This is a genomic window from Elioraea sp. (assembly GCF_022842375.1).
GTDB lineage: Bacteria > Pseudomonadota > Alphaproteobacteria > Acetobacterales > Acetobacteraceae > Elioraea_A.
This window is the reverse complement of record NZ_JALHPR010000017.1, coordinates 1-26,412: the sequence shown is the minus strand read 5'-3', so window position 1 is coordinate 26,412 and position 26,412 is coordinate 1. Positions and strand designations below refer to the sequence as shown.

Here is a 26,412-nt window from a genome sequence, read left to right as displayed (position 1 = left end):
GCACGCGACGGGGACCAGAACGACACGATGCATGCGCGCAGCCCCCTGGATGCCGCCCAGAAGCATGGCCGCGCCCGCGTCCGTGCGGAACGCCTCGCCGCCGCCCTCGTCCTCCTGGTCGGTCTTGCTGCGTGCGCCCAGTTCCAGGGCGGGCAGCAGCTCACCCCAGCGCCGCTGCCGGCCGATGCCGGCACCCTCTCCGCCACCCCGCCACGGCTCGTGCCGACCGGAACCGTGGTGGATGGCCGGGTGCAGCAGCTCGGTTCCGATCTCGGCTCGCTGAAGGGCGGCGTGGTCGACAATGCGCAGGAATTCCGCGTCGTCCGCGCCGCGATGGCCGACCAGACCGCGCGGTACCAGACGCTCGTCGGCAACGTCACCGCACGCCTGCAGGTCGGCACCACACCCGGCAACCCCGAGCTGATCGCCCAGCTCAACGAGGCGCAGGGGCTGCTGGGCCAGCTCGACCAGAACCTCTCGCGGCTCTCCGGCCTCTCGACGCGCGTCGCCTCCAACGCCTCCTCAGCCGGCTTCCTTCAAAACTCGATCCGCTCCGCCTTCCGGCTCTCGGGCGGCATCGACCAGGATCACCGCAACCTCGATGCGCTCGAGGACGATACCTCCCGCACCATCGTGACGATCGACCGCCTGCTGAACGAGATCACCGACGATATCAGCCGCCAGTCGGCCGCCGTGGCCTCGGAACGGCGGACGATTGGCTCGCTCGGGCTTGCGATCAACTCGGGCAGGATGTTCGGCGCGCCGCTGTCGCAGCGGATCGCCACCTCGCCGGCGCTGCAGCCCAGGCCCGCCCCGGCCGCGGCGACGCGGCGGCCCCTCGTGACGATCCGTTTCGACAGGCCTGACGTTGCCTATCGCCAGCCGCTCTACGAGGCCGTGTCATCGGCGCTCGATCGGAACCCGGGTGTCGCGTTCGAGCTCGTCGGCATCGCGCCTGCTCGCGGCGAGCCGGCTGACCAGGCGCGTGCAGCCTCGGAGGCACGCCGCCAGGCAGAGGGCGTTGCCCGCGCGCTGGTCGAGATGGGCTTGCCGTCGGAGAGGGTGATCCTCTCCGCCGCCACCCGCCGCGACGTGCCGGCGACCGAAGTGCAGGTGTTCATCAGGTAGCAGCGGGTCCGGCCGTCAGGCGAAGCCGGCGGCCATCTCCTCGAGCTTGTCGCGATCGACGAGATGCACGTGCGTCGTGTCCTCGAGCTCGATCAGACGTTTCTTTCGCAGGCTGGAGAAGGTCCTGCTCACCGTCTCGATGGTCAGGCCGAGGTAGTCGGCGATGTCGCTCCGCGTCATCGGCAGCGTCACCGGATCGGGGCGGAGGCCGCGGCGCACCTGGCCCTGCGACAACAGGATGAGGAAGGAGACGAGCCTCTCCTCGGCCGTCTTGCGGCCGAGCAGCAGGAGTTGCTCCTGCGCGGCCGTCAGCTCGTCGATCGACAGCGCCAGCAGGCGACGGTTGAGGCCGGGGAAGCGCTCGCGCAGGCCATCGAGTTTGCGCCGTGGGAAGCGGCAAAGCTGGCTCTCGGCCAGTGCCTCGGCGCTGTAGACATAGTCGGTGCCGGCGGAGAGCCCGAGGAAATCGCCGGCAAACCGGAAGCCGAGGATCTGGCGCCGCCCGTCGCCGAGCAGCTTGAACATCTTCACAGTGCCCGAGGTGACGTTCATCACGTAGTCGGCCGGCGTTCCCTCATGGAACAGCATGCCGCCTGGCGAGACGGTCGCCTCGGTCATCACGCGCGAAAATTCGGCCATCTCCGCGGGGTCGAGGGCCGCGCAGAAATTGCGCTCACGGGCGTCGCAATGCGCACAGGGCTCGGGAAGCGTACCGATACGCTGGGCAACGACGCGGAATGTCTCCGCCACTGCCATGGGATTGTCCTACCCGGTTGATTCGCTGTCTTCGTTGTTACGAAGACCTTAGCGCAGGACAATTCCACTTGCATAGGTGTGTCATTCACTCAGTGCACGCGCATGAAAAGATGTGCGCGGCCCGGACGGCGAGGTATCGGCCGGAAAGCCGCGCACGGGGGGCGCGCCGTCCCCCTTCCCACTTCCCTTCTCCCGCTTCCCTTCTCCCGGGCGCGCGGCTGCAGGGCCGAGCGGGTTGATGACATCTGCCATTTCGACAGCCCGGAGCGCTTGCGGTTGCTGCCGCCGCGGAGGTCGGCGCGCGGCCGCGCGCCGAAATCGGGAGGGGCGTGACGCTGCCGCGTTGAGCCACCTCAACGGAACCCAGGCGTGGAAAGCCTAGAAGAAGCGGAACGTTCGCGGTCAACAAGGAGAGCGCTAATGCTCCGTTCCGCCGCTGCACTGATCCTCTGGCTTGCCGCCCTCTCGCTCAACGCACCCGCACAGGCTTCCGAGCGCTTGCACTGGACGTTCGATTCCCACGGCACGGCGGCCTTCTTCCTCCAGGGAGAACTGCAGGACCCGTATCCCCAGGGGATGGTCGGCCCCGACCCGGGCCCTGGCGGGCTCGGGGCCGTTCTCAGCTACTTCATCGCGAACGCATCCGACCCAGCGCTCATGGTCGCAGGCGATGTCCAGCTGTGCCTGTCGCTCGCTCTCTGCGATGTCAGCTCGACCGACATCCTGCGCTTCAACTCCGCCCCCGGTGCGCAGGGCGTGTTCGTCTATTCCAGCCCGTTCTTCCCCCGTATCGGAGAACCCGGCAGCCTGGCGGACACGCCATCCTCGCCGCTCGATTTCTACGCCAACAGGCTGTTCTTCGAGATCACGGCCGATGACACCACGTTCTTCTACAAGCCCGAACCAGGGCAGCCGGGCTACATCAACGCATTCGACGGCCGGGCGTTCGAGGCGAGCTACACCTATGTCACGCGCATCCCCGAGCCTGGTACGGCGCTGCTCGTGGCCTCGGCGCTCGCCATGCTCGGCCTCGCGGGTGCCCGGGGGGCCAGACGGCCACGGGCGAGAGCCGGATGAAGCCGCAATGGTCCTCGCCGTCGTAGCCGGAGCGACGCTGCGATGGATGGTGTTGCGCGACATCCCACCCCACCGTCCCCTCTCCCCCCCCCGGGGGGGGGATCAGGGTGAGGGGCGCGCGCTACTCCACCACCTCGGGCGCCTTCTCCTCGTCGCCCTCGCCGGCATCGCCCTCGGGCTTCGGCAGTGCCGCCAGCGGGGCCTCGACATAGGAGAAGGTGAGGTTCCTGCCCTCCTCGTCCACGCCGACGCGCACCGCACCGCCCTTCGACAGGCGGCCGAACAGAAGCTCCTCGGCCAGCGCCTTCTTCACATGCTCCTGGATCACGCGCGCGAGCGGGCGGGCGCCGTAGAGCTTGTCGTAGCCCTTCTCGGCCAGCCACAGGCGGGCGGCATCCGTCAGCTCCACCGTCACGTTGCGGTCGGCGAGCTGCGCCTCGAGCTGCATCACGAACTTGTCCACCACGCGGCCGACAACGTCAGGCGTCAGGTTCGCGAAGGGGATGATCGCGTCGAGGCGGTTGCGGAACTCGGGCGTGAACAGGCGCTTGATCGCGTCCTCGTCCTCGCCCTCGCGGCCTTCGCGCGCGAAGCCGATGGCGTTCTTCGCAAGGTCGGACGCTCCCGCATTCGTCGTCATGATCAGGATGACGTTGCGGAAATCCACCTGCTTGCCGTTGTGGTCGGTCAGCTTCCCATGGTCCATCACCTGCAACAGGATGTTGAACAGGTCGGGGTGCGCCTTCTCGATCTCGTCGAGCAGCAGCACGCAATGCGGGTGCTGGTCGATCGCGTCGGTCAGGAGCCCGCCCTGGTCGAAGCCGACATAGCCGGGCGGGGCGCCGATCAGGCGGCTGACGGAGTGACGCTCCATGTACTCCGACATGTCGAAGCGCGTCAGCTCGATGCCGAGGATCTTGGAGAGCTGCTTCGCGACTTCGGTTTTCCCGACGCCGGTGGGGCCCGAGAACAGGTAGTTGCCGATCGGCTTCTCGCCGTCGCGCAGCCCGGCGCGGGCGAGCTTGATCGCGGCGGCGAGTGCCTCGATCGCCTTGTCCTGGCCGAACACCATCGCGCGCAGGTCACGCTCGAGGTTGCGCAGCGTCTCCTTGTCGTTGGTGCTCACCGCCTTGGGTGGGATGCGCGCGATCTTGGCGACGATGTCCTCGACGTCCTTCACCGTCACCGTCTTCCGCCGCTTGTTCTCGGGCAGCAGCATGCGCGAGGCCCCGACCTCGTCGATCACGTCGATCGCCTTGTCGGGCAGCTTGCGGTCATGGATGTAGCGGGAGGAGAGTTCCACCGCCGCCTTGATGGCATCGTCGGTGTAGCGAACCTTGTGGTGCTTCTCGTAGTTGGTCTTGAGGCCCTTCAGGATCTTGATCGCATCCTCGACCGAAGGCTCCGCCACGTCGATCTTCTGGAAGCGGCGGACGAGCGCACGGTCCTTCTCGAAGTAGTTGCGGTATTCCTTGTAGGTGGTCGAGCCGATGCAGCGCAGCGTGCCGGAGGCAAGCGCGGGCTTCAGCAGGTTCGACGCATCCATCGCGCCGCCTGAGGTCGCGCCGGCACCGATCACGGTGTGGATCTCGTCGATGAACAGGATGGCCGAGCCGCCCTGGGCCTCGAGCTCCGAGACCACGGCCTTCAGGCGCTCCTCGAAATCGCCGCGATAGCGGGTGCCGGCGAGCAGCGCGCCCATGTCGAGCGCGAAGATGGTGCACTTGGTCAGCACCTCCGGCACGTCGCCCTCGATGATGCGCTTGGCGAGCCCCTCGGCGATCGCCGTCTTGCCCACGCCCGGGTCACCGACATAGAGCGGGTTGTTCTTGGTGCGGCGGCAGAGGATCTGGATCGTGCGCTCGACCTCGGATTCGCGGCCGATCAGCGGGTCGATCTTGCCGGCGGCGGCCTTCTTGTTGAGGTTGACGCAGTAGGTGGTCAACGCCTCCTGGCTGCGGCGGTTGGGCTTCTCCTCGCGTCCCTCGTTCTGCTCGCCCTCGTTGCCCTGAACCGCGCGCTTCTCGGTCCGCCCCGGCACCTTGGCGATGCCGTGGCTGATGAAGTTGACCGCGTCGAGCCGCGTCATGTCCTGCTGCTGCAGGAAGTAGACGGCGTGGCTCTCGCGCTCGGAGAACAGCGCCACAAGGACGTTCGCGCCCGTCACCTCGTCGCGGCCGGAAGACTGGACGTGGATGGCGGCACGCTGGACGACGCGCTGGAAGCCGGCCGTTGGCTTCGGATCGCCCGTCCGGTCGGTGACGAGCCCTGCGAGGTCCTTGTCGAGGAACTCGGTCACCTCGCGGCGGAGGCGCTCGGCATCGACCGCGCAGGCGCGGAACACGCCGGCGGCGTCGCTGTCATCGACGAGGGAGAGGAGCAGGTGCTCGAGGGTCGCGTATTCGTGCTTCCGCTCGCTGGCGAGGCCGAGCGCGCGGTGCAGGGTCTGTTCGAGGTTCCGTGACAACATGCGCAGCGCTCCTTGCCTGGCCGTCCTGGCTACGGCCGTTTCCGGGGCGGGGAACGTGGCGGCGGCGCCGCCTGACAGCCCCAGCCCTGGTCGATGCCCCTCACGCGCAGGACCCCATCGGGAGGAAGGGTCCCATCACGACGATGGGCAATGCAGATATCGTGCCCGCCCGCTGAATCGGAAGGGCGCAACCGGAAGGGTCACTCCTTCTCGATGGTGCACTGGAGCGGGTGCTGATGCTGGCGGGCCAGGTCCATCACCTGCGTGACCTTGGTTTCCGCCACCTCGTAGGTGAACACGCCGCACACGCCCACGCCGCGGCGATGCACATGCAGCATGATGCGCGTCGCCTCCTCGCGGTTCTTGTTGAAGAACCGCTCCAGCACGTGGACGACGAACTCCATCGGCGTGTAGTCGTCGTTCAGCATCAGCACCTTGTACATGCTGGGCTTGCGGGTCTTCGGGCGCGCCTTGATGACGACGCCCGTTCCCGGTGGGTTCTCGCCGCCCTGATTGCCCCGCTTGTCCGTGTCGCTCATGGCCTCGGTGTCGCGCTGTGCCTGTTCGGGGAGTGCCAAGGTGGCCCGGCCCCCTCTCGCCGTGGCGGCCCGGCCCATCGCCGCGTCGCCGCCTGATCATGATATCGGATGCGGCGGCGTCGCGGAAAGGGTGTGCCGTGGCATGCGCGTCGGGAATCGTCATTCGCCGATGCTGCGCCCATCCGGTTCAGGGACCGTAAAGCGATCCCTCGTGCCCGCGGATGCGAAAAGGGCCCGGCAAGTGCCGGGCCCTTCCAGATCACCCTGCCGGTTTTCCCGGCAGGCTGCATCAAGCTGGTGCAGACCATCCTGCTCCAGACCGGCGCTCAGGCCGCAATCGGCTTGCCAAAGGTCGCCACCGCGAGGTTCACGCGCTCGATCACGGGCGCGAAAGCCTTCTCGGCGAGCTTGGCGGAGCTCTCGGAAAGCTTCGTCGTCTCGGCGACAAGCTTCTCCGTCGAGGTCTTGGCGAAGGCCGCCTGCAGGTCGATTGCCTCGCGGACGGACTTCACGGCGGCGAACGCCTTCGCCGTCTCGATGCCCTCGGCGAGCGCGGCCTGGCTCATCGCCATCGACGCGCGGGCCATCTCCTGCATGCCCTCGGTCAGGATCGTCGAGGACTGGATGAACGCCTCGAGGTTGCCACGCCCGAAGGCGAGCGCCTCCTCGATGCCCTTCTGCGCCGCGGCGGCGTGCTTCTGCGCCTCGTCGATCTGCTGCTTCATCGCGGCCTGGGCCTGCTCGAAGCCCTTGGTCGCCGCTTCGGTCCCGGTCTTCACCATCGCGTCCACCGCCTCGACGCCGGCCGCGGGGGCTGCCTTGCTCTTGCTGCTCATGTTCGTTCTCCTTCGCTGCTGGCCCCGGCACCTGCCGGACGCCTGTTCATGACTGGGTGCGGCGAGCGAGAATGCTGCGCTGCAACACGACCGGAAGATGGCCCATCGTATCGCGTGCGTCAAGGGTTATGTTGCGGTGCAACATGGCCATGCCCGGATCATCCTCCGCCCGCCGGTTTGCCCAGCAAGACGTGGTAACGCCCTGCGTTTACGCTTTTTTTGGTGGACAGAGGCAGCGCCCGCGCCTACGGTCAGATCGCAAGGCGGCATTGCGCCAGCGGAAGGCCAACTGTCGAGGAAGGCGGATCACCGATGCAACTGCGCCGTGCACCGCAAATCCATACAACCCTGCGTTCAGCTCTCTCTGTGATCATGCTCGTCCTGGTTGTTTTCGTCGCAACCAGCACTGCCCCTCGCGCCCAGATCGGCAGCGAGCGCTATGCCTCGATCGTGATCGACGGCGCCACCGGCCAGGTCATCTCGGCGGTCGACCCTGACGAGGCCCGCCGCCCCGCCTCCCTCACCAAGGTGATGACGGCCTTCCTGATCTTCGACGCCGTCAGCGCGGGACGGGCCAGATGGTCAGACGAGGTGGTCTTCTCCGCCACGGCAGCCGCCGCCCCGCCTTCCAAGCTGGGTCTCCGCGCCGGTGGGCGCATGACGCTCGAGCAGGCGCTGCTGGCCATCATCACCAAGTCGGCGAACGACGTGGCGGTCGCGATCGCCGAGCATTTCGCTGACTCAGAGCCCGCTTTCGCGCGGCTGATGACGCTGAAGGCGCGCCAGCTCGGCATGCGCGACACGGTATTCCGCAACGCCTCGGGCCTGCCCAACCCCGGCCAGGTGACGACGGCGCGCGACATGGCCACCCTCGGCCGCCGCATGATCATCGACCACCCGACCTACTACAGCTACTTCGCGACCGACCGCTTCGCCTTCCGCGGCAAGGTCCACCACAACCACAACAGCCGCATCCTCTCCGGCTACGAGGGGGCCGACGGGATCAAGACCGGCTACATCCGCGACAGCGGCTTCAACCTGATCGCCTCTGCCGTGCGCGACGGGCGGCGGATCATCGCCGTGGTTTTCGGCGGCTCCTCGGGGCCGGAACGTGACCGCCACATGGTCGCGCTGCTCGACGATGCCTTCGGCACGCCCGGGCGCGCGATGGCCGCGCGGCCGGGCATTTCGCTCGTCTCCCGCGCCAATGCCTCGGTTCCAACTGCCGGCACGGCCGATCGCGCGGCCATGCGCGGGGCCGAGCGCCAGGCGACGCGCGGCCGCAGCGGCCCCGCGACGGACTGGACCGTGCAGGTGGGCGCCTATTCGACGCGCAACCAGGCGCTGTCCGCCGCCCGCGAGGCGGAGCGGAGCATCGGCATCGCCCGCGCCGAGACCGAGGTGGCTCCGACCCGCGGCCGCCGCGGCACGCTGTTCCGCGCCCAGGTGACGAACCTCACCGCGGCGGAAGCCCGTGAGGCCTGCGCCGACCGCAAGAAGCGCAAGCAGCCCTGCCTGACGATCGCGCCCTCGCGCGAAGCCGCGAGCACGCGGACGCGGGGGTAGGGGGACGCGCGAGGCCGTCCCCGCAGCGCCCCTACCGCATCGCCCCGCGGGCATCGACGGGGAACACGCTCTCCACCCGCCCCGCCCTCACCCCGACATACCAATCGTAACGGTCGACCGTCGGGTCGCAGTGGCCTGGCACCAGGCGAAGCTTCTGGCCGAGCTTCAGGCTCCTCGCCCCGCCATCCCATGTCAGCTTGCCGTGCTCGTCCGACGCGCCGACGAAGGCGACATCCCCCATCCCCCACACCAGCGGCATGCCGCTGTCGATCGCCACCCCCTTGTGGCCGACATCGAGAACTGCGAGGCCCGGCTTCGGCGCGCTCATCACGGTCGCGAGCACGAACAGCGCGTGGCGGAAGGTGCTCACCGGAGCGCCGGCCTCGTCGAGGTTCCGCGCATAGTCGGCGTCCATGAAGGCGTAGCTGCCGGCCTGGATCTCGTTCCAGATGCCCGAGGCCGCCTCGAGCGCGAAGGTGCCGGTGCCGGCCCCGCCGACGATGCGGCACTCGAGGCCCCGCTGGCGCAGCTGCTCCACCGTCCGCCGCGTCGCATCGCCTGCGGCACCGATCGCCGCGGCACGCTCGTCCACCGACCGGAAATGCTGCGCCCTGCCGTGATAGGCCTGGATGCCGCCGAACATCAGGTGGCGTGAGCCGGCGATCCGTTCCGCGAGCGCCACGGCATCGGGGCCGGGGGCGACGCCGCAGCGGGCCATGCCGATGTCGATCTCCACCAGCGTCTCGATCCGCCCGCCGGTTGCCTCGGCCGCGTCCTCGAGCATCGCCACCTGCGCGGCATCGTCGACGCACACCGACACGCGCGCGAGCGTCGCGAGCCCCATCAGCCGCCTGAGCTTCGAGGCACCGACCACCTCGTTGGTGACGATGATGTCGCCGATCCCGCCCCAGGCCAGCGCCTCTGCCTCGCCCACCTTCTGCACGCATTGCCCCACCGCCCCGCCGCGGCTGGCCTGGAGCCGCGCGACAGTGGCGGATTTGTGCGTCTTGGCATGCGCCCTGAGCTTCGCCCCCGTTGGGGCCAGCAGCGCAGCCATGGTGTCGAGGTTGTGCTCGAAGGCATCGAGGTCGATCACCAGGGCTGGGGTGTCGATCTCGTCCTCCGGCATGCCGGGGATGGCGGGGGGCGTCTGGAGCATCAGGTCCTCGCAACGTTGCGTCGGGGGGAGGATCGCGCGCGGCGCGACACTGCGCTAGCCTCCGTCGGAACAGGCCAGGGAGGACACCGATGGACACGCACGTCGCCACCAACACCGACGCTGTCATGCAAGCGCGGATCGAGCTCGCCGCCGCCTGCCGCTGGGCCTCGCGGCTCGGCTTCCAGTCGGGCGTGTGCAACCACTTCTCCGTCGCGGTGCCCGGCCGGCCCGACCTGATGCTGATCAACCCCGAGGGCTATTTCTGGGCCGAGGTGACGGCGTCCTCCCTCGTGCTCGCCGATCACCAGGGCAACATCCTGTCCGACAACGGCAACACGGTGGAGCTGACGGCCTTCTGCATCCACGCGCCGATCCACGCGGCCCTGCCGCAGGCCACCGCCGTGCTGCACACCCACATGCACCACGCCACCGCCATCTGCATGCGCGAGGGGGGCGAGATCGCGCCAGCCTATCTCTCGGCGATGAGCTTCTATCACCGCATCGCATATGACCGGGCGTTCGACGGTGCTGCGCTGACGCCGGCCGAAGGGGCGAGGCTTGCCGGCGTGATCGGCAAGGCGACGGTGCTGATGATGCAGAACCACGGGCCGATCGTCGTCGGCTCGACCCTCGGCGAGGCGCTGCTGCGGCTGATCTATCTCGAGGACACGTGCAAGATGCAGCTGCTCGCCGAGGCAGGCGGGGCGAAGCTCGTGCCGATCAACCCCGCCCTGATCGGACGCAGCGAGCCACAGCGCTTCACCAACTACGGCCGCACGCTGATGACGGCCGTGGTGCGCACGCTGACGCGCGAGGAACCAGACTTCCTCGGCTGACTACCCGGAGCGGCGGGCGAGCTGCACCTTGATCGCACCGCGCACGCGGGAGAACACCGGCCAGAACAGCAGCACCACGCCCGCCGTCATGATCGTGCCGACCAGCCAGTTCGACCAGAACACGCCAAGGTCGCCCTGCGAGGAGAGCATCGACTGGCGGAACGCCTGTTCGGTGCGGCTGCCGAGGACAAGCGCGAGCACGAGCGGGGCGAGCGGGTAGTCGAGCTTCTTCATCGCATAGCCGAGCGCGCCGAAGCCGAGCATCACCACCACGTCGAACCAGGCGTTGTTCACCGTGTAGGCGCCGATCGAACAGATCACGAGGATCAGGGCCGCGATCACCGCGAACGGGACGCGCAGGATGGCCGCGAACCACGGCACGGCGATGAGCACGAGAATGAGGCCGACGATGTTGCCGATGTACATCGAGGCGATCAGCCCCCAGACGAACTCCGCCTGCTCGACGAACAGCATCGGGCCTGGCTGCAGCCCCCACATCATCAGCCCGCCGAGCAGCACCGCGGCGGTGGGCGAACCCGGAACGCCGAGCGCCAGCATCGGCAGGAGCGCGCTCACGCCTGCCGCGTGCGCCGCCGTCTCGGGCGCGATCACGCCCTCGATGCGCCCCTTGCCGAAGGGCGTGCCGCCCGGCTTGCTCATCCGCCGCGCGACGCCGTAGCTCATGAACGAGGCGGGCGTGGCACCAGCCGGCGTGACCCCCATCCAGCAGCCGATGAACGAGGAGCGGAGCGAGAGCGCCCAGTAGCGCGGCAGCTCAGCCCAGGTGCGGCGGACAACGCTGAAGTCGATCCTGGCCGAGGCGCCGCGAAAGGCGAGCCCTTCCTCGATCGAGGTCAGGATCTCGCCGATTCCGAACAGGCCGATCACCGCGACGAGGAAATCGAAGCCCCGGATCAGCTCCGTCGCGCCGAAGGTCAGGCGTAGCGAGCCGGTGACGCTGTCGAGCCCGACGCAGGCAAGCAGGAAGCCCGCCATCGTCGCCATCAGCGTCTTCAACGGCGAGCCCGTGCCCATGCCGATGAAGCTCGCGAAGGCGAGGAACATCACGGCGAAGAACTCGGGCGGCCCGAACCGCAGGGCGAAGCCCGCCACCAGCGGGGCGACGAAGGTGATCATGATGATCGCGACGAAGGCGCCGACGAAGGAGGAGGTGAAGGCCGCCGTCAGCGCCTCCGCCGCACGGCCCGATTGCGCCATCGGGTAGCCGTCGAACGTGGTCGCGACCGACCATGGCTCGCCCGGGATGTTGAACAGGATCGAGGTGATCGCGCCGCCGAACAGCGCGCCCCAGTAGATGCAGGAGAGCAGGATGATCGCGCTCACCGGCGAGAGGGTGAAGGTGAGCGGCAGCAGGATCGCCACGCCGTTCGCACCGCCGAGCCCCGGCAGCACGCCGATGACGACGCCGAGCACGATGCCGATCATCATCAGCACGATGTTCCACGGCTCGAGCGCGACCGCGAAACCGTTCATCAACAACCCGAACTGGTCCATCCAGTCAGTCCCCGTGTTCTCTAGATGGCGTGTGGTGTCAGTAGCCGAGCCAGGTTTCGAGCGGACCCTTGGGAAGCGACACGAGGAACCAGATCTCGAACACGATGAAGGCGACCACCGCGGTGGCGATGCCCGAGAGTGCCGCGATGGTGATCCGGAAATCGCCGATCCGCGTCATGAACCATGCGACGAGCAGGGCGGAGGCGACGTAGAGGCCGATGACCGGCATGACGGCGACATGCACCGCGGCCGGAATGAACACCGAGGCGACGCGCCCAAGCTCCTCGCGCGTGGCGAAGGTGCGATCGCGCGCCCGCATGCCGAGGGCAGACGCGAACTGCCACAGCGCTGCCAGCAGCAGGATGAGGCCGATCCAGAACGGGAAGTAGCCCGAGCGCGGGCCGTCATCGCTCCAGCCCGCCCCGATGCGCAGGCTATCGGCGATCGCGAGCCCCGCGACGGCGGCGAAGAGGGCGGCGAGCCCAAGCTCCGCCGCCCGCGTGCTGATCTCGGAGAAACGACGCGACACAGCGCTTCCCCCTCAGCGGCCGGCCAGGAAGCCGGCCTCGGTCATCAGCGTCCTGTGGCGCTCCTCCTCCCGCGTCAGCCAGGTGACGAACTCGGGCCCTGAGATCGCGGTGGTGTTGAAGGCGCCCTGGCGCATCAGCTCCTGCCAATCGGGCGTCTGGCGCACCTTCTCGAGCAGCTCGATGTAGAAATTCACCTGCGCCTGGGTGACGCCGGGCGCCATGAAGATGCCGCGCAGCATCAGGTACTCGACGTCGAGCCCGCTTTCGCGGCAGGTCGGGATGTCGCTCCACGCCTGCGTCTCGGTCATCTTGTCGGTTACCGGAAGGCGGCGGCTGTCGAACACGCAGAGCGGGCGCAGCGTGCCCGAGCGCCAATGCGTCACCGCCTCGATCGGGTTGTTCACCGTCGCCTCGACATGCTTGCCGACGAGGTTCACCGCCACCTCGCCGCCGCCACGATAGGGGATGTAGGTGAAGGGAACGCCGCTGGCCTTGGTGATCGCGGCGGTGACGATCTGGTCCTCCTGCCGCGAGCCGGTGCCGCCCATGCGGAGGCGATTGGCGCGGCCCGCCTCGAGGAAGGCCGAGACGGTGGTGTACGGCGCCTCTGCGTTCACCCAGAGCACGAACTCGTCGAGCGCGAGCATCTTCACCGGCGTCAGGTCGCGCCAGTTGAACGGGATGCCGGTGGCCAGCGGCGTGGTGAACAGGTTCGACAGCGTGATGACGATGGTGTGCGGGTTGCCGCGCGCGCCCTTCATCTCGAGGAACGCCTCGGCGCCGGCACCACCGGCCTTGTTCACCACCACCATGGGCTGGCGCATCAGGTTGTTCTTGCTGACGATGCCCTGGATCATCCGCGCCATCTGGTCGGCGCCGCCGCCCGTTCCGGCTGGCACGACGAACTGCACCGGGCGTGTCGGCTCCCAGCGTTGTGCGCCGGCCGTGGTCGGCATCGAGACGAGTGCGGCTGCGGCGACTGCCAGAACGGCACGGCGCATGGGAACCTCCCTGGATTTTCTTTCTGACGTGAATCGTTATGTATGACGGGTGCGCATGACTGACATGCGTTAAATTGTCACGATCCCGTGAGCGGAACGATCCGGGATCAGCGTGGCGTCCAGGGTCGCGCCGGATCGGCCCGGTCCGGCCGCGCGATCCAGGCGCGCGCGGCAAGACGGTGCCCCTCGCTCAGCACCCTGACCGGAAGGAAGCGATAGAGCGCCCCCTCATAGGCATGCAGGGGAGGCAGGAGTGATGGCGGAAGCGCCACGAGAAGCCCGTCCACCGCGGCGCGCGGGTCGGGCAGCAGCGTCGGGAACGGGGTTCCCCGCAGCGTGACGCGCCGCCAGCCGGCGAGCAGGGCAGGCCGCGCGGCGGCGAGCGGCGCTGCCGTCCCTGTCCGCCGCGCGAAGACGGCCGGGTCCATCAGCGAGCCGTAGACGAAGACCCGCATCGGCAGGGGCGGATCAGTGGCCCGAGGCGGCCCGCTCGAAGTCCAGCGCGATGCCGGAGGCGGTGAGCTGCTGGCCGAGTGCGTCCTTCAGCCGCGCGAGGCCCCCCTCGCCCGTCGTCGCTTCGGCGCGTGCAACCAGCACGGCCTGGGTGTTCGAGGCGCGCAGCAGCCACCAGCCATCCGCGGTGGAGACGCGCACGCCGTCGACGTCGGACACGTTCGCATCGGCCGCCTTCAGCCTGGCGGCGACCTCGCGCACCACGTCGAACTTGCGCACGTCGTCGCACTCAAAGCGCAGCTCGGGCGTGTTCACCACCGGCGGCAGGGCGGCGACGACGGAGGAGAGCTTGCCCTCCATCCGCGCAACGATGCCGAGCAGGCGCACCCCGGCATAGAGCGCGTCGTCGAAGCCGTACCATTTGTCGGCGAAGAACACGTGGCCGCTCATCTCGCCTGCCAGCGGGCAGCCCGTCTCGGCCATCTTCGCCTTGATCAGCGAGTGGCCCGTCTTCCACATCAGCGGCTTGCCACCCGCCGCGGCGATCGCATCGAACAGCACCTGCGACGCCTTCACGTCGCTGATGATCGTGGCCCCGGGATGGGTCTTGAGCACGTCGCGCGCGAGAACGATCAGCAGCTGGTCGCCGAACAGCATGTTGCCGGCATCGTCGACCACGCCGATGCGATCGGCGTCGCCGTCGAAGGCGATGCCGAGGTCGGCGCCCGTCTCGGCCACGCGCTTGATCAGCGCCTGGAGGTTCTTCACCACCGTCGGGTCGGGATGGTGGTTGGGGAAGCGCCCGTCGATCTCGGGGAACAGGATCTCATGCTGGCCTGGAAGCTTCGCGACGAGCCTCGTGATCACGTCGCCAGCAGCCCCGTTGCCGTTGTCCCACACCACCTTCAGCGCACGGTCGCCACCGTCCCAGTCCTTCACGACGCGGGCGATGTACTCCGCCTCGATGTCGATCGGCTCGTCGCTGCCCGTGCTTTCGGCGACCACGTCGCCGGCCGCGGCCATCCGGCCGATCTCCTGGATCTGCGCGCCGAAGAAGGGCTTGCCGGCGAGCACCATCTTGAAGCCGTTGTAGTCGGGCGGGTTGTGGCTTCCCGTCACCTGGATCGCGCCGTCGCATGTCCGCGCGACATTGAGGAAGTAGAGCATCGGCGTGGGCCCGACGCCCATGCGCAGCACGCGCAACCCGCAGGCCTTCAGCCCATCGACCAGCGCCTGTTCGAGCGCTGGCCCCGAGACGCGCCCGTCACGCCCGACGGCGACCACCTTGCCGCCCTTGCGCGCGACGATCGAGCCGAAGGCACGGCCGATCGCGAACGCGTCCTTCTCGCCGAGCGTGCGGCCGACGATGCCGCGGATGTCGTACTCGCGCAGGCTGGTCGGGTCGAAGTGGTGCGAGAAGCTCATGCGAAATCCTTTCGCTGCTCGGCCGATCAGGGTCGGCCGATGGAGGAGTAGCGGAACCCTGCCTGGCGCATCGCCACGGGGTCCCACACATTGCGGAGGTCGACGATCACGTCGCCCGCCATCACCGCTTTCAGGCGCGCGGGCGAGATGGCACGGAACTCATTCCATTCCGTGATGAGAACGAGTGCGTCGGCACCCGTGGCCGCTTCCATCGCGTCCTTGCACCACCGCACCGCGGCGGGCATGTGCGGCCTCGCCTGCTCCATGCCCTCCGGGTCGTAGGCAGCGACGACGGCACCATCCTCGACCAGGCGCGGGACGATGGTGAGCGACGGCGCGTCGCGCATGTCATCCGTCTCGGGCTTGAAGGTGAGGCCGAACACGGCGATGCGCTTGCCGCGCACCGACCCGCCGCAGGCAGCGACCACACGCGAGGCCATCGCCGCCTTGCGGGCATCGTTCACGGCCACCACCGTCTCGATCAGCCGCGTCGGTGCCGCATGGTCCTGCGCGGTGCGCACCAGCGCGAGCGTATCCTTGGGGAAGCACGAGCCGCCGAAGCCGGGGCCGGCATGCAGGAACTTGCGCCCGATGCGCCCGTCGAGGCCGATGCCGCGCGCGATGTCGTGCACGTCGGCGCCCACCTTTTCGGCGAGGTCGGCCATCTCGTTGATGAACGTCACCTTCATCGCGAGGAAGGCGTTGGCCGCGTACTTGATGAGCTCAGCCGTCTCGAGGCCAGTGAAGACGATCGGCGTCTCGATCAGGTAGAGCGGGCGGTAGAGGCGCTTCAGCACCTCGCGCGCGCGATCGCTGTCGGCGCCGATCACCACGCGATCGGGCCGCATGAAATCGCCGATCGCGTTGCCCTCGCGCAGGAATTCCGGGTTGGAGGCGACGTCGAACGCAAGGTCGGGCCGCGTCGCGCGCACGATCTCGGCCACGCGGCGGCCGGTGCCGACCGGCACCGTCGATTTCGTGACGATCACGGCATAGTCGGTCAACGCGTTGGCCACCTGCTCGGCCGCGGCGTAGACGTAGCTGAGATCGGCATGGCCATCGCCGCGCCGGGTCGGCGTGCCGACGGCGATGAACACCGCCTCGGCCCCCGTCACCGCCGCCGCGATGTCATCGCCGAAGGAGAGGCGCCCTGCCGCGACGTTCTCGGCGACCAGCTTCTCGAGCCCGGGTTCGTAGATCGGCATCCTGCCGGCCTTGAGTGCGGAGAGCTTGGCGGCATCGACCTCGACCACCGCCACCTCGATGCCGAACTCGGCGAAGCAGGCAGCGGAGACAAGGCCGACATAGCCGCCGCCGATCATCGCGATGCGCATCGGTGCGTTCCCTCAGGAGTAGCGGGGCAGGAAGGCGCGCACCTTGTCGGCCATGTCGGGGCGCGAGAGGGCGAAGGCGATCTGGGCTTCGAGATAGCCCGCCTTGTCGCCGCAATCGAAACGACGGCCGTGGCAGCGAAGCCCGTGGAAGGGCTGCCGGCCGATCAGCCGCGCCATCCCATCCGTCAGCTGGATCTCGCCACCCGCCCCTTTCTCGAAGCGCGACAGCTCGCCGATCACCTCGGGCATCAGCACGTAGCGCCCGACGATGGAAAGGTTCGAGGGCGCCTCCTCCGGCTTCGGCTTCTCGACGAGGCCGAGCACCTCCGCCGTCCGCCCGTCATCGGCGCCGACCTTGAGGATGCCGTAGCGGTTGGTGTGCTCGCGCGGCACTTCCTCGACGGCGACGACATTGCCGCCCGTCTGGCCATAGACATCGGCGAGCTGCTTCACCCACGAGGTGTCGGCGAGGATCAGGTCATCGGGCAGCATGATCGCGAAGGGATCGTCGCCGATGAAGGCGCGCGCGCACCAGATCGCGTGGCCGAGGCCGAGCGGTACCTGCTGCCGCACCGAAACGATCGAGCCGGGGATGGCGGAGGCACCTTCGAGCTGCTTCAGCGTGTCGAACTTGCCGCGTTCCTTCAGCGTCGCCTCGAGCTCGTAGGCGAGGTCGAAATGCTCGACCAGGGCGGTCTTGCCGCGGCCGGTGACGAAGCAGAACTGCTCGATGCCGGCAGCGCGGGCCTCCTCGACGGCGTACTGGATCAGCGGCTTGTCGACGACGGTGAGCATCTCCTTGGCCATCGCCTTGGTGGCGGGCAGGAACCGCGTGCCGAGGCCGGCGACCGGCAGCACGGCCTTGCGCAAGCTCTTCATCGCGGAGCGCTCCTTCTTGTGGTGGCTTGGATGCCGGCCGGTGGGGGGCGCGGCAGCATCATCAGGACAGGCTTGGTTCCTGCCATAGAGCATGCATGGCCGCAACCAAGGAGCCGTTAACGCTTTCGCGTGGCGATGATGTGGCGCGGCCTCAGCTCAGGAGGACGTCTCGCGCTTCGTTGATCCGCGCGGCCAGCCAGTCGGAGCCGCCACGGTCGGGATGCGCGGCGCGCATCAGCCGCCGGTGCGCGTCGCGGATCTCCTCCCGGCTCGCCCCGTCCTTGAGGCCCAGGATGGCGTGCGCATCGGCGCGCGTGAGCGGCCCGCCCGCGGCGCGCGGCCCCTCCTCCTCGCCGGCTGCCTCGGCCGCGGCATCGCGCCAGGCCTCGCCGAAGCGGCGGTCCATCCACGCCTCGAGCAGGGGAACGCTCTCGGTGTCCTCGGCGCGGAGCGAGAGCCACAGCTGGATGAGATCGGGAAGCGCCAGCTCGGCCAGCTCGCGGCCACGGAACTCGCCGGCCAGAACCGTGCCGCTCATCGTTCCCGTGTCATGGTCGAGCCGCATGCGGAGGAAGGCCGTCGCCACCTCGCTGGCGCTGCCCTCGCCGGGCCTGCCGCCGCGCGAGAAGGTGCGCGCCGCCTTGTGCTGGTTCCAGAACCGCACGGCGAGCGGCCCGAGCACGACGGCGAGCATCAGCGCCTGGCCGCCGCGGCCGGTGACGAGCAGGAACAGCGCCACCGCCCCGCCGCCGACCATGGCGACCCATTTCAGTGCCGATTTCAGTGCCTCGACCCGCGCATTGGCGAAGGCGGACAGGCCGAAGATCAGGAGCCCGAGGGCGCCCAGGCCAAGGAGAAGCCAGGTCATCGTTCCGTCGCTACCGCCTGGGGCCGGACTGGGGCCCGGGAAGCTGGTGCGTCAGCTGCGCCACCGCACCCGCCCGTGCCGAGGGCAGCCGGGCCAGCGCCTCGCGCCCGCCGGCGGCATAGACCGCGACCGCCGTCAAAAGCTCGCGCAGCGCATCCGCCGAGGCGAGGTCGAACGGCACATAGGCGCCGCCCGAGAGGCGCGCGAGCTCGCGGAAGGTGCGCGCGGCCATCGGTTCCCCGCCCTCGTGGAAGAAGAAGCCCGGGCAGTTCAGCATGCCGAGCTCGCCCGCCTTGTGGGCCAGGGCATCGATATCCTCCTCCACCGCATCGCCGACGAAGACCAGCGCGTTCACGCGGTCCTTCCGCGTCTCGGCGATCGCGTGGGAGAGAACGCGTGCGATCTGCGTCTGCCCGCCGAGGCACGAGACGCCCGACATCCGCCGCGCGAGGTCGTTCACGTCCGACAGCCAGGGGGTGGCGGCGAACTCGCCATAGCCGCGATAGTAGCTGAGGCTCATCGACAGCCCGCCGAGCGACCTTGTGGCATCGAACATCGCACCCGTGAGGAAGCAGGCGCGATCCCAGGTCGGCTGGCGCGAGGCTGTGGCATCGACGGCGAACAGCAGCCGGCCGCGCCGCCCCGTGCCCGCGCGCACGGCCGGCATCGTGTCGACGCGGCGGAGGAAAGCCGCCACGTCCGCCCGCTTCGCCTTATCCGGTAGTTGCCTGTCGTTTCCCATCGCCTGTTCATGTGGGGCCGCAGCCCGATCCTTCAAAGCGCCGCCAGCGTGCCGGCGAGAAGGGCGAATAATCCGTCCTCGTCGACCGCGGTCGCCACCGACGCTTCCCCGCCGCGCCCGTCTTCCGCCCAGTCGAACCGCGTGCGGCCCATCCCGTCAACCGCGATCGACGCGCGCCGCCAGGTGTAGAGGCCAGGGTCGATCAGCGCGGCGATGGCATGCGCATCGGGCAGCATGCCGCCGGGCCTGCCATGCTTGACCCCATCCGCCTCGGCATAGGCGGCAAGCATCGGCGCGATCCGCGCCCCGATGCGCGAGGATGCGGCAATGGCAGCGATCCGCGCAGGTGTGGCCAGCGCCATGCCCGCGATGTCGAGCGGCACGAGCCTGACCGGATGCGCCAGCACGAGGCGCGCGGCCTCTGGGTCGACCGCGAGGTTGTACTCGGCACCCGATGGCGTGTTGCCCGGCCCGATCGCGCCGCCAAGCACGACGAGGTCGGCCGGCACCACGCCGCGGTCGATCAGCGCGGCGATGTTGGTCAGCGGCCCGATCGCCGCGACCGTCATGGGCATGGCAGCGGCCAGTGCTGCGACGGCGTCCACCCCATCGGGCCCGCGCGAGGGCGGCGGCAGGGCGAGGCCGGCCAGCCCGTCGGTGCCATGCACCACGGCATCGGGGATCGGCGCGCCGCCGCGCGGGCCGGCAGCGCCACGCTGGACCGGAACGTCGCCACGCCCAGCGAGGTCGAGAACGCGTCGGGCATTGGCGGTGCAGACATCGATCGGGGCGTTGCCACCCACCGTCGTGACGAGGCGAAGCGCGAGCGATGGCGCCGCCGCTGCCATGAGCAGTGCCACGGCATCATCGGCCCCGGGGTCGCAGTCGATGAGAAGCGGGAGTTGCTCAGGCATGGGCGGCAGCGTCGGCCTCCAGCACCGCCAGCGCGGTGACGTTGAGGATGCCGCGCGCGGTGATCGAGGGCGTCACGACATGGATCGGCCGGGCGAGGCCGAGCAGCATCGGCCCGACCGCAAGCCCGTCAGCCGCCGCCTTCAGCAGTTCGAACGAGATGTTGGCGGCATCGAGCGTCGGCATGATCAGCAGGTTCGCGCTGCCCGTCAGGCCTGAGCGCGGGAAGATCCGCGCGCGCGTCGCTTCCAGCAGCGCTGCATCGGCGTGCATCTCGCCTTCCACCTCGAGCGCGGGGAAGTGCTCGCGGATCAGGGGCAGGGCAGCGCGCATCTTCCGCGCCGACGGCGTTCCGGACGAGCCGAAATTGGAGTGGGAGACGAGCGCGATCTTCGGCTCGACACCGAAACGGCGCACCGCTTCGGCCGCAAGCCCCGCCATCTCGCATACCTGCTCGGGCGTGGGTTCCGGGTTCACATGCGTGTCGGCGATGAAGAGCGTTCCCGAGGGGATGATGAGTGCCGACAGCGCATAGGCGCGGCCCACCCCTGGCCGGCGGGGAATGATGTCGCGCACCAGCTCCCAATGCCGCATCCACTGTCCGGTGGAGCCGACGATCGCGGCATCGACCTGGCCCGTGGCGAGCAGCATCGCGGCCGCCACCGTGGTGCGCGTGCGCACGCGCGACGCGGCGCTCTCGGGCGGCGTTCCCTTGCGCTCGACCAGCGCGTGATAGGCCTCGGCGAGCGGGCCGAACACGGCGGTGTCCTCGGCCGGGTCGAGGATCGTGATCTGCTTGCCGGGCTGCATGCGCAGGCCCATCGATGCGATCTTCGCCTCGATCACCGCCCGGCGGCCGAGCACCACGGGCTGGGCGATGCCCTCGTCGACCGCGATCTGTGCGGCGCGCAGCACGCGCTCATCCTCGCCCTCGCCGTAGGCGACGCGGCCGGGCCGCGTGCGGGCCGCCTCGAACACCGGCCGCATGAGCTGGCCCGAGCGGTAGGAGAAGCCGGCGAGGCGGGCGTGATACGCCTCGAAATCGGCGATCGGGCGCGTCGCCACGCCCGTTTCCATCGCCGCCTTCGCAACCGCCGGGGCGATGCGCAGGATCAGCCTGGGATCGAACGGCTTCGGAATGATCGTGTCGGCGCCGAAGGAGGGCGCCTGGCCGCCATAGGCCGCCTGCACGACCTCCGACGCCTCCTCGCGCGCCAATGCGGCGATCGCGTCGGCCGCGGCGATCTTCATCGCGTCGTTGATCGTGGTGGCGCCCACGTCGAGCGCGCCGCGGAAGATGAACGGGAAGCAGAGGACGTTGTTGACCTGGTTCGGATAGTCGCTCCGCCCCGTCGCCACGATCGCGTCGGGCCGTGCGGCACGGGCCAGTTCCGGCGTGATCTCGGGCTCCGGGTTGGCGAGCGCCATGATCAGCGGGTTGGGCGCCATCGTGACAAGCCATTCCGGCTTCAGCACCCGCGGCGCGGAGAGGCCGAGGAAGATGTCGGCCCCCGGCAGCACCTGTTCCAGCGTGCGCGCCTCGGTGGCCCGCGCCCACTTGGCCTTCCACGGGTCCATCAGCTCGGTGCGGCCCTCGTACACCACGCCCTTGATGTCGGTGACGGTAACGTTCTCGCGCCTGATCCCCATCGCGACCAGCAGGTCGAGGCAGGCAAGTGCCGCCGCCCCGGCGCCGGAGGTGACGAGCCGCGCCTCCTCGATCCGCTTGCCCTGGACGACGAGCGCATTGCGGATGGCGGCGGCGACGATGATGGCCGTGCCGTGCTGGTCATCGTGGAAGACCGGGATCTTCATGCGCTCGCGGAGCTTCGCCTCGATCACGAAGCATTCGGGCGCCTTGATGTCCTCGAGGTTGATGCCGCCGAAGGTGGGCTCGAGGGCCGCGACCACCTCGATGAACTTGTCGGGGTCGTCCGCATCCACCTCGATGTCGAACACGTCGATGCCGGCGAATTTCTTGAAGAGCACCGCCTTGCCCTCCATCACCGGCTTGCCGGCCAGAGGGCCGATCGCGCCCAGGCCCAGCACCGCCGTGCCGTTGGAGATGACGGCGACGAGGTTGCCGCGGGCGGTGTAGTCGAACGCGGCGGCAGGGTCGGCCACGATCGCCTCGCAGGCGATCGCGACACCGGGCGAGTAGGCGAGTGCCAGGTCGTGGTTCGAGGACAGCCGCTTGGTCGGCTCGACCGAGAGCTTCCCGGGCCTCGGGAGCCGGTGGTAGTCGAGCGCTGCCTTGCGGAAATCCTCGCGGTCCATCGTCACATCCCTTGCCGTGAAGCCGGCGGGAGAGATGCACAGCACGGCGCCTCGCGCAACTGGATGCCGGCCCGACAGCAGGGGCAAGCCTGCCCCGTGACGCCCTGGCCCCCCTGAAGACTGACCCCCTTCTGGGAAGACTGGCCCCCTTCTGGTATCGCCGGCTTCCAGCGCGCATGCTGATCACGGATGGGCCGGGCGGGCGAGGAGCCAGGCGAGGCGCCAAGCGCGGCGCCAAGCGACGGGGGAGCGGATGCGCGGGGCTTTTGGCTTCGTCAGAATGACGATCATCGGCGGCATCGTGTTCCTCATCCCCGTCGTGCTTACGGTCGTGCTGGTCGAGAAGGCACTCGCGATCGCGATCAGGCTCGTCGGCCCGGTCGCGCAAGCGATGCCGCTGCCCGGCATCTCGGCGGCCTTCGCAGCCACGGCAGGATCGGTCGCGGCACTCGTCGTCCTCTGCTTCGCCGCCGGGCTGGTCGCGCGGAGCCGGAGCGCGAGACGGCTGACGACGACGTTGGAAGAGCGCGTGCTCGCGCGCTTCCCCGCCTATGGGTTGATCAAGAGCACGGCCGAGGGAGTCGTCGGGCGGGAGCGGGAAGGCCAGTTTACGCCGGCCCTGCTCCGCTACGATGACGCGTTCCAGGTCGGCTTCGTCGTCGAGCGTCTGGCAGGGGGGTTCGCGACGGTCTATCTGCCGGGCGCGCCAACGGCGATGTCTGGCAGCGTCGCGGTGATGGAGGAGAGCCGCATCGTGCCGCTCTCGCTCACCGTGCCGCAGACGCTCGCGCTCCTGCGCACGCTGGGCGCCGGAGCGGGCGAGGCGCTTTCGGCGGCAGTCGCCGCAGGACGATGAGGGGGATCAGGCTGGTGCGGTCGAGAAGACTCGAACTTCCAAGGGGTTTCCCCCACAAGCACCTCAAGCTTGCGCGTCTACCAGTTTCGCCACGACCGCGCACCCAGCCAGGGCGGGGGATATAGCCGATGACATCGGCGACGGCAATCGCGTCAGAACGCCCCGCATGGCACGCCTCCGATGCGCCCGTCCCATACCCCGACGCCATCGCGGCGATGGAGGCGCATGTGGCGGCCATGGCGGCAGGCACGGCGGGCGAGCGCATCTGGCTGGTCGAGCATCCGCCGCTGTTCACCGCCGGCACCTCGGCGCGCGACGAGGACCTGTTCAACCCCCTGGGCTTGCCCACCTTCCGCGCCGGCCGCGGGGGGCAGTGGACCTATCACGGCCCGGGCCAGCGCGTCGGCTACGTCATGCTCGACCTCCGCCGCCGCGGACAGGACATCCGCGCCTACGTGCACCGGCTCGAAACCTGGCTGATCGCCGCACTCGACCGCCTCGGCGTGCGGGCGGAAACCCGCGAGGGCCGCGTCGGCCTCTGGGTGCCTGACCGTCGCGCCGGGACGGAAAACAAGATCGGCGCGATCGGCGTGCGCGTGACGCGCTGGATCACCTGGCACGGCTTCGCGCTGAACGTCGACCCCGACCTCGACCACTACGGCGGCATCGTTCCCTGCGGCGTGCGCGAGCATGGGGTGACGAGCCTGTGGCGCCTCGGTGTCACGGCCTCGATGGCAGAGGTCGATGCCGCGCTGATGGCGAGCTTTCCCGACGTATACGGCTGAGCGCCCTCACCCGGCCAGAACGATGCTGAGCATCCAGAGGCCGAGCAGGGTGACCGCGATGCCGGCCAGCGTCAGGACGCTGAGCACCGGCGCGCCGAAGGGGATCGCCACGCGCCCCGGGGTGCGGGGGTGGTGCAGGATCGTCACGCGTTCACCCGTTCCCGTCGTGCTCGAAACGCCCCAGTGGCGGGCGACATGCGGGCGGCCATCGGCGTCGAGATAGGCGAGGTCGGTGTTCCGGCGGTCGCCGGTCCGCTCCACGACGGCGTGCACGCGCCGCCATGTCATCTCGCGCCGGTACTGGCGCAGCGCGACACCGATGAAGGTCACGCCGATGGCAAGGCACCCGGTGCCGATGACGACGCGCAGAAGTGTGATCATCCGTCGGCCGCCTGGCGGAAGCCTCGCCGCCCCTCGGCCGCGGCGCCACTCGCCGCGACCGCATCGACGCGCGACAGAAGCGGCCCGCGCGCGCAGGCCGCGGCAAGCTGGTCCAGCGCCTCCGGAACGCCCTCGGCCAGCACCTCGACACGACCATCCGCGAGGTTCCTGACCCAGCCGGCAAGCCCGAGCCGGCCTGCCGCCGCGGCGACGAAGGCGCGGAACCCAACACCCTGCACCCGACCACTGACCAACAAGCGCCGCGCCTCGATCACGTAGCCGCTGTCCTGGCGAGTGCCAGCAGCCGCGCCGCGGCGGCGACATCGGCAGCGATCCTGGCCAGGCGTTCCGCCGCCTCGGCGTCCTCGCCCCATTCCTCCGCCTGGAACGCCTCGTCGATCACGGCCAGCGCATGCGCCTCCTGCGGCGCCAGCCGCCGGTACGACACGGCCAGCCCCAGCACGAGGGAGCCGGTGGACTGCACGACCTGCCCGAGGCCGGCCAGCGCGATGGGCTCATGCGCGGCCACCGCGCGGGCGAGGGCGGCGAGGCAGGCCGGGTCCTGCCGCACCGCGATCACACCGGCGGTGACGGAAAGGCGAGCGTCGAAGGTCAGTGCCGCCCAGTCGAGCAGGGGCTGCCAGGCCTCGTGCTGGCGGGCGGCGAGCTTGGGGGGAAAATCGGCGCGGTAGCAGAGCAGATCGGTCTCGCCGTACCGCGCGACGGTAGCGACCGCCGCGGCATGGTCAGCCGCGATCCGGTCGATCGCATTGCCGACCAGCCGCGTCAGCGGCAGCGCCTCGAGGGTGAAGGGCTGGCCCTTCCCGCCCCCCGCATGCTGCCATTCGGCGGCCAGTTCCTCGGCGAGCGGCAGCGCGGGTACCGAAAGCTTCGCGCCCGAGGGAAGCCTGAGCGGCCTGGCATCGAGCAGCACGCCGAAGCCGCCCTCCGGCAGCGCGCCCGCGCGCGCCTCTGCCCAGAACCGCTGCATGCCTGCTGCTGACATCAGCCCCTCGTATCAGCGCCCAAGGCGGGGCAGGAGTTGCTGCAGCGGGTTCGCCGGCCGCTGCTGCTGGGCCGGTTCCTGCTGCGCGGGGGCCTGCTGGGCGGGTGCCTGCTGGGGAGAGGCAGACTCTGCCGCGGCCGCCGCGCCGTCACGCCCGCCACGGGCGATGGCAAGCTGGCCGGGGCACTCATCGGGTGCCTGCGCGCCCCCTCCCCCAGTCCGCCCGCCGCCGAGCAGGCCGCCAAGTCCACCGCCGCTCGCGATCCCCGCGACGGCGCCGGCCACCGCCCCGGCAGCCCCCGCGGGATCGACCCTGACGGCAGGGGCAAGGAAGGTGCCGCCGATGTTCACCGGTACGCCGATGCCACCGCCGCCGAACTTCAACGTCGGCACCGCGCGCATGCGCAACTGCTCCGGCCCGAGCAGCAGCGTGCCGTTGCCGGAGACCTTGGCAAGCGCGCTGTCGAACAGGAAGGCGCGCGCATCCGCCACGCCGCCGGCGCTATCGAACCGGATGGCGAGGCAGCGGACATTGTTGGTGCCGTCGCGCGGCGCGCCCGGTACCAGGGCGCGCCAGAGCTCGCCTGCCACGAGATCCATCAGCCGGTTGTCGATGTCGAGATTGGCGCCGGCAAGTCCGAAATGCCCATCGAGGGTCGCTGCGATCGCCGCCGGCGAGTTGCCCCGCCCGCGCAGGTTGACATCGAGCTCGAGGTTGCCGCCGACGCGATAGCCACCGCCGAACGCGGCCAGCAGGTCGCGCAGGTCGATCGCCGGGGCGGCAATGACGATCGCCACCGGTGCGGCATCGGCCGACGCGTCGATCGCGAGGCTGCCCGTGATCGGCGCGCCGGGGGCGGTGACGCGGAACGGATCGAGGCTGAGCCTGCCGCGATCGAGTGCCACGGTTGCCTCGGCATCGCGGTAGCTCGCCCCGCCGAACACGAGCTCCGCGATGGCAAGCTTCACCGCCGCATCCGCCGCCCGCAGGGCGGCGAACGGCAGGGGCGTTTCGGGGATCAGCCGCGCTGGCCGCTGCGCCGGCGACGGGGCTGGCGGCGGCGGCGCGCCGGGGGCCGTG

26 protein-coding genes and 1 tRNA gene are annotated in these 26,412 nt (G+C 69.7%); 6 read left to right on the top strand and 21 right to left on the bottom strand.

Features of this window, described 5'->3' with window-relative positions; translation table 11 throughout:
• Positions 1-27: 27 nt before the first annotated feature.
• Positions 28-1,128, top strand: coding sequence for a hypothetical protein (locus Q0C38_RS14705; RefSeq protein ID WP_291297857.1), 1,101 nt, complete (start codon positions 28-30; stop codon positions 1,126-1,128).
• A 15-nt stretch (positions 1,129-1,143) separates the two neighbouring features.
• Here Q0C38_RS14705 and Q0C38_RS14700 read toward each other — a convergent pair whose 3' ends face one another.
• A complete protein-coding gene (locus Q0C38_RS14700) occupies positions 1,144-1,884 on the bottom strand; it encodes a Crp/Fnr family transcriptional regulator (RefSeq protein WP_291297856.1) in 741 nt (246 codons plus the stop codon).
• A 420-nt stretch (positions 1,885-2,304) separates the two neighbouring features.
• On the opposite strand from Q0C38_RS14700, the gene Q0C38_RS14695 reads away from it, so the two are divergent.
• Positions 2,305-2,961, top strand: coding sequence for a hypothetical protein (locus Q0C38_RS14695; protein ID WP_291297855.1), 657 nt, complete (start codon positions 2,305-2,307; stop codon positions 2,959-2,961).
• 121 nt (positions 2,962-3,082) lie between these two features.
• On the opposite strand, the gene clpA is transcribed toward Q0C38_RS14695, so the two are convergent.
• From clpA to Q0C38_RS14680, 3 genes are all read right to left on the bottom strand, one after another.
• Positions 3,083-5,431, bottom strand: coding sequence for an ATP-dependent Clp protease ATP-binding subunit ClpA (gene clpA / locus Q0C38_RS14690; RefSeq protein WP_291297854.1), 2,349 nt, complete (start codon positions 5,429-5,431; stop codon positions 3,083-3,085).
• A 200-nt stretch (positions 5,432-5,631) separates the two neighbouring features.
• The gene (gene clpS, locus Q0C38_RS14685) at positions 5,632-5,970 is read right to left on the bottom strand and encodes an ATP-dependent Clp protease adapter ClpS (protein WP_291297921.1); all 339 of its coding nucleotides are present in this window, start codon (positions 5,968-5,970) and stop codon (positions 5,632-5,634) included.
• Positions 5,971-6,296: 326 nt separating this feature from the next.
• Entirely contained in the window at positions 6,297-6,806 is a 510-nt protein-coding gene (locus Q0C38_RS14680; protein ID WP_291297853.1) for a phasin family protein, read from the bottom strand.
• Positions 6,807-7,178: 372 nt separating this feature from the next.
• On the opposite strand from Q0C38_RS14680, the gene Q0C38_RS14675 reads away from it, so the two are divergent.
• On the top strand, positions 7,179-8,372 hold the full coding sequence (locus Q0C38_RS14675; protein ID WP_291297852.1) for a D-alanyl-D-alanine carboxypeptidase family protein: 1,194 nt from the start codon (positions 7,179-7,181) through the stop codon (positions 8,370-8,372).
• A gap of 31 nt (positions 8,373-8,403) precedes the next feature.
• On the opposite strand, the gene Q0C38_RS14670 is transcribed toward Q0C38_RS14675, so the two are convergent.
• On the bottom strand, positions 8,404-9,531 hold the full coding sequence (locus Q0C38_RS14670; RefSeq protein ID WP_291297851.1) for a DSD1 family PLP-dependent enzyme: 1,128 nt from the start codon (positions 9,529-9,531) through the stop codon (positions 8,404-8,406).
• A gap of 89 nt (positions 9,532-9,620) precedes the next feature.
• On the opposite strand from Q0C38_RS14670, the gene Q0C38_RS14665 reads away from it, so the two are divergent.
• The gene (locus Q0C38_RS14665; RefSeq protein ID WP_291297850.1) at positions 9,621-10,367 is read left to right on the top strand and encodes a class II aldolase/adducin family protein; all 747 of its coding nucleotides are present in this window, start codon (positions 9,621-9,623) and stop codon (positions 10,365-10,367) included.
• Here the strand turns inward: Q0C38_RS14665 and Q0C38_RS14660 are convergent, their stop codons facing one another.
• From Q0C38_RS14660 to Q0C38_RS14610, 11 genes are all read right to left on the bottom strand, one after another.
• Positions 10,368-11,882, bottom strand: a complete 1,515-nt coding sequence (locus Q0C38_RS14660) for a tripartite tricarboxylate transporter permease (protein ID WP_291297849.1) — start codon at positions 11,880-11,882, stop codon at positions 10,368-10,370. It abuts the gene before it with no gap.
• A 37-nt stretch (positions 11,883-11,919) separates the two neighbouring features.
• Entirely contained in the window at positions 11,920-12,411 is a 492-nt protein-coding gene (locus Q0C38_RS14655; protein WP_291297848.1) for a tripartite tricarboxylate transporter TctB family protein, read from the bottom strand.
• Between the two features lie 12 nt (positions 12,412-12,423).
• Positions 12,424-13,413, bottom strand: a complete 990-nt coding sequence (locus tag Q0C38_RS14650) for a tripartite tricarboxylate transporter substrate binding protein (RefSeq protein ID WP_291297847.1) — start codon at positions 13,411-13,413, stop codon at positions 12,424-12,426.
• A 107-nt stretch (positions 13,414-13,520) separates the two neighbouring features.
• Positions 13,521-13,868, bottom strand: coding sequence for a gamma-glutamylcyclotransferase family protein (locus Q0C38_RS14645; protein WP_291297846.1), 348 nt, complete (start codon positions 13,866-13,868; stop codon positions 13,521-13,523).
• Between the two features lie 13 nt (positions 13,869-13,881).
• Complete coding sequence (gene pgmG, locus Q0C38_RS14640) at positions 13,882-15,291, bottom strand: phosphoglucomutase/phosphomannomutase PgmG (RefSeq protein WP_291297845.1); 1,410 nt, start codon at positions 15,289-15,291, stop codon at positions 13,882-13,884.
• Positions 15,292-15,317: 26 nt separating this feature from the next.
• Entirely contained in the window at positions 15,318-16,625 is a 1,308-nt protein-coding gene (locus Q0C38_RS14635; protein ID WP_291297844.1) for a UDP-glucose/GDP-mannose dehydrogenase family protein, read from the bottom strand.
• A gap of 12 nt (positions 16,626-16,637) precedes the next feature.
• Positions 16,638-17,504 (bottom strand): UTP--glucose-1-phosphate uridylyltransferase GalU, encoded by an 867-nt coding sequence (gene galU, locus Q0C38_RS14630; RefSeq protein WP_291297843.1) that lies wholly within the window; start codon positions 17,502-17,504, stop codon positions 16,638-16,640.
• 151 nt (positions 17,505-17,655) lie between these two features.
• Positions 17,656-18,372 carry a DnaJ domain-containing protein gene (locus Q0C38_RS14625; protein WP_291297842.1) on the bottom strand — a complete coding sequence of 239 codons (717 nt, stop codon included), beginning with the start codon at positions 18,370-18,372 and terminating at the stop codon, positions 17,656-17,658.
• A 10-nt stretch (positions 18,373-18,382) separates the two neighbouring features.
• Positions 18,383-19,069 carry a VWA domain-containing protein gene (locus tag Q0C38_RS14620; RefSeq protein WP_366937271.1) on the bottom strand — a complete coding sequence of 229 codons (687 nt, stop codon included), beginning with the start codon at positions 19,067-19,069 and terminating at the stop codon, positions 18,383-18,385.
• 77 nt (positions 19,070-19,146) lie between these two features.
• Positions 19,147-20,028, bottom strand: a complete 882-nt coding sequence (locus tag Q0C38_RS14615) for a nucleoside hydrolase (RefSeq protein ID WP_291297840.1) — start codon at positions 20,026-20,028, stop codon at positions 19,147-19,149.
• The gene (locus Q0C38_RS14610; protein ID WP_291297839.1) at positions 20,021-22,303 is read right to left on the bottom strand and encodes an NADP-dependent malic enzyme; all 2,283 of its coding nucleotides are present in this window, start codon (positions 22,301-22,303) and stop codon (positions 20,021-20,023) included. The genes Q0C38_RS14615 and Q0C38_RS14610 overlap by 8 nt, the downstream gene beginning before the upstream one ends.
• Before the next feature lie 280 nt (positions 22,304-22,583).
• On the opposite strand from Q0C38_RS14610, the gene Q0C38_RS14605 reads away from it, so the two are divergent.
• Complete coding sequence (locus Q0C38_RS14605; RefSeq protein WP_291297838.1) at positions 22,584-23,159, top strand: DUF502 domain-containing protein; 576 nt, start codon at positions 22,584-22,586, stop codon at positions 23,157-23,159.
• 12 nt (positions 23,160-23,171) lie between these two features.
• Here the strand turns inward: Q0C38_RS14605 and Q0C38_RS14600 are convergent.
• Positions 23,172-23,258, bottom strand: a tRNA-Leu gene (locus tag Q0C38_RS14600).
• A 29-nt stretch (positions 23,259-23,287) separates the two neighbouring features.
• On the opposite strand from Q0C38_RS14600, the gene lipB reads away from it, so the two are divergent.
• Positions 23,288-23,944, top strand: a complete 657-nt coding sequence (gene lipB, locus Q0C38_RS14595) for a lipoyl(octanoyl) transferase LipB (protein ID WP_291297837.1) — start codon at positions 23,288-23,290, stop codon at positions 23,942-23,944.
• A 6-nt stretch (positions 23,945-23,950) separates the two neighbouring features.
• On the opposite strand, the gene Q0C38_RS14590 is transcribed toward lipB, so the two are convergent.
• The 4 genes from Q0C38_RS14590 to Q0C38_RS14575 form a co-directional block, all read right to left on the bottom strand.
• Complete coding sequence (locus tag Q0C38_RS14590; protein WP_291297836.1) at positions 23,951-24,325, bottom strand: DUF3592 domain-containing protein; 375 nt, start codon at positions 24,323-24,325, stop codon at positions 23,951-23,953.
• The gene (locus Q0C38_RS14585; protein ID WP_291297835.1) at positions 24,322-24,600 is read right to left on the bottom strand and encodes an acylphosphatase; all 279 of its coding nucleotides are present in this window, start codon (positions 24,598-24,600) and stop codon (positions 24,322-24,324) included. The genes Q0C38_RS14590 and Q0C38_RS14585 overlap by 4 nt, the downstream gene beginning before the upstream one ends.
• Positions 24,597-25,331, bottom strand: coding sequence for an ATP12 family protein (locus Q0C38_RS14580; RefSeq protein ID WP_291297834.1), 735 nt, complete (start codon positions 25,329-25,331; stop codon positions 24,597-24,599). The genes Q0C38_RS14585 and Q0C38_RS14580 overlap by 4 nt, the downstream gene beginning before the upstream one ends.
• A gap of 12 nt (positions 25,332-25,343) precedes the next feature.
• The coding region (locus Q0C38_RS14575; protein WP_291297833.1) for an AsmA family protein at positions 25,344-26,412 on the bottom strand (1,069 nt) is incomplete at its 5' end.